This window comes from Enterovibrio nigricans DSM 22720, from assembly GCF_900167155.1.
Lineage (GTDB): Bacteria > Pseudomonadota > Gammaproteobacteria > Enterobacterales > Vibrionaceae > Enterovibrio > Enterovibrio nigricans.
Genome location: NZ_FUXU01000175.1, coordinates 1 through 3079 on the forward strand (window position 1 = coordinate 1; position 3079 = coordinate 3079).

Here is a 3079-nt window from a genome sequence, read left to right on the forward strand (position 1 = left end):
CATGAGACTACGACGATTGATGGGTGTAGCCGATCAGATCGTAGCTTCTAGATTTAGTTCCATCGATTTAAGCAACAAAGCCCTAGATTGCCTGAATACCAAAACTTTGCAACAGAGCCGAGAAAATATGTAAACTGTCAAAAATACAACAGTTTAATTCTAAATTATTTGTTATATTCCCATAAGAAATACATTAAATGGTTTACTAAGTACCTATTTTTAGATAGTTAGTCTATTAAATACTAGAAAAAAGAATAACTTTAATCCTCTGTAGATACTTCTATCTATTTCTTTTTAATTTACTATATAGTTATTTGACATAATAAAGTTGAGATATTACATTAAAATAACATTAATTTATTGTTTTTAGTTATTTATCGTAATATAATTCCACCTCATAAAGGGATAACGTGATGAATAGGTATATCATAACATATATTTTCTTTTTTTTATCTTGTGATTACAGTTTTGCATTTCAAAATCACACTCCAGCAAATGAAATAATCGAAAAAAAAATAAAAGTAATAACTAATCTTGGTACAGCTAGATGCTACACAGTAAGACCCAGAGATTCGTTTACATATGTAATAAGTGAATACTCTATAACTGGAATAAACTATTGTTCGGATACCGACGAAACTTGGTCATTCGATGTGAATGGCAGAATATCTACAGTTATTAATGGATTGGATTATTGTTTAACTGCGCCAGATAGTGTTATAAACGAAAAGGTCGACTACGATCTGGTCAGGGTGTTTAGATGTGATATGTCAAATAACTATCAAAAGTGGTATGTGAATGATATGCATTTCAAATCATATTTAGGTAATTTTAAAATAAAAAACTACAATGAACAACTATATATAAGTATCAAGAATGATGATAAACATGATCATAGAATTTCACCTAATCTCAACGAGTGGATAGATAATTATTCAATACCAAGAACATATAACTTCTCCTTGTCTATGAATTATAAGGATGCTAACAATAACAAATACTATTCAAATTATAGATCTGATTCGTATTTGGCCTTTAGAACTACAAATGATGATTCTTATCGTGTGTTATACTCACCCTATACAAAACTACTATCGTTCCAACATAAATCAGGAACTAACGAAAGCATTGCTTTTTGTTTAAAAAGCAACAATAAAGAAAAAGAAAAAATTTGGCAGTATTCTGAATTATCAAATAATTATAAATGCCCATCTGTGACAAGCTCATTTATACCAAAAGAATTACAATGGGACATGGTTCCGATTAAAAAACAAAACAATAATGAAGCTATGGTGAAGTTTTTTGATTATTTAGGTAACCCGTTAAAAATATGGGTTGGAGGTGGCTCTAATGGAATTGCTTTTACAGTTCCTAATGATGCATTACCAAGCTATGAGTACATAGCTACCACATCGAAAAGCGAGTTCTTTGTCAACGCCGCAGTATCAGATTGGGTTGAGTTTTTATCGGCCAACGAGCAGGTGAGGTCTCAACATTGCCCTGCACCAGCCAATAATTACACTGCGATTTCACCACGTGTTTTACCTGATTCCTTCCACCTTACAGATGATTGGTATCTTCGCTTATTAACAATTGCAGCATCACCAACTCAAGGGGTTCATATTGGGTTAGGAGTATGTGGAGCATGTTATTTAGAAACTCTAGAAATTTTAAGAGAATTTTATGAGTCTTTGAATGGTAGTGTACCAAATAGTCATTATTTCGATCCCACTGAGCAAATTACTGCAGTTGACCAATTATCGTATTCATACCCTGCTCTTTATGCTTCATTGGAAACTATTTGGCAAGAAGCTTTATCTGATAGCATAGCGTTAACGGATCAGCATAGAGCAGGCCAAATTACTGAAGAGCAATATTTGACTAGTTTTCACACAAGATTTGAACAACTACATGTTTCTACACAGAACAATTTTCTTCCAGATTTCTATCAGGTATCACCCTCAACATTCCGATTTACGGGTTATACAGACGATATGACTCAACAGATAAACTCAATACTACCGAATGATACTGCTTCAGTAGGCACTACGGCAATAGTAGTGACTCAATTTTATCTTTCAAACAATCAACCAGATAGCCATTCTGTTCCTTTGGTTCGTTTTTCTGATGGATGGAGTGTGTTGGAAGTAGCGGTACCAAATGCAACACTATCTCGAGTGGATAGATATAATAGAGCTAGATTTCCTACAGCTTCAGAAGCGATTTTTAATTATTTTCAAACCAGATCTCCTTATTTCATCAATGGTCATAACAATGTTAATTTCGGTAACATTTCCAATATAATGTTGATTAACCAAGTAAACATTAGACCAATAACGATTGTTAGTAATCCTTTGGTTTCATTTGGCAATTGTACAGGCGAGGGGGAAGATGGACGTCGCGGCACTGGGAAATTAACTCCGGAAACACAAGAAAAAAATAGTATACAAAACTTATGCGTTACAGAATCAGGTGAAATTTCTCGCTGCTATGGCGCACGCAACCTAAATGAAACAAACAGTCCATCAGTTGTATCAGAGTGTCAACACTTGTATAACTCAAATGGCAAAGAGTGGCTTTGGAATGGTAGCTTCGGTCACTATTACAGTTCTAAGAATACGTGTGAAAATGCGAATATGTGTAATGATAATGGTGGCCTATGTTTTCAATGGAAAAAAAGAGAAAAAGGAAGATGTGAACATTTGAATTATTATAATAATAAATGGGAGTGGGTAATTTTCCCTCGCTACAGTACATCATCATCATGTAAAGCCGAAAATAAATGTAGCGAGGGTGGTGCATGCTATCAATGGGTCGAAAATTGACTTCAGTTCAGATAGCGACTCTGTAAATAATTAGGTGTATTAGCAAAACGCTGTAAACCCTCGCCCGATGAGGGCGGGGATATAGGTTATGTCGCAAATTTTGATTTATACCCAAAAATAACTGACTCGAACCTAGCACAGTTGGTAGGTTCAAGCGGATAGGGCTCCGTTGCAAAGTTTTAAGTTTCAGGCAATCTAGTGTCACCTTCCTCGTCGTTTATTAAGCATGACTGATTTCAAAGGGCGTCACTTTT

The 3079-nt window shown here is 34.6% G+C and carries 1 protein-coding gene; it reads left to right on the plus strand.

The window, feature by feature from the left end:
* Window positions 1-413: 413 nt before the first annotated feature.
* Window positions 414-2825, plus strand: a complete 2412-nt coding sequence (locus B5D35_RS23250; RefSeq protein ID WP_078754773.1) for a DUF1561 family protein — start codon at window positions 414-416, stop codon at window positions 2823-2825.
* The last annotated feature ends 254 nt before the right edge of the window (window positions 2826-3079 follow it).

Excerpts from the sequence above, each read along its gene's own strand:
- B5D35_RS23250 (WP_078754773.1), top strand. The coding sequence starts at position 414 with ATGAATAGGTATATCATAACATATATTTTCTTTTTTTTATCTTGTGAT.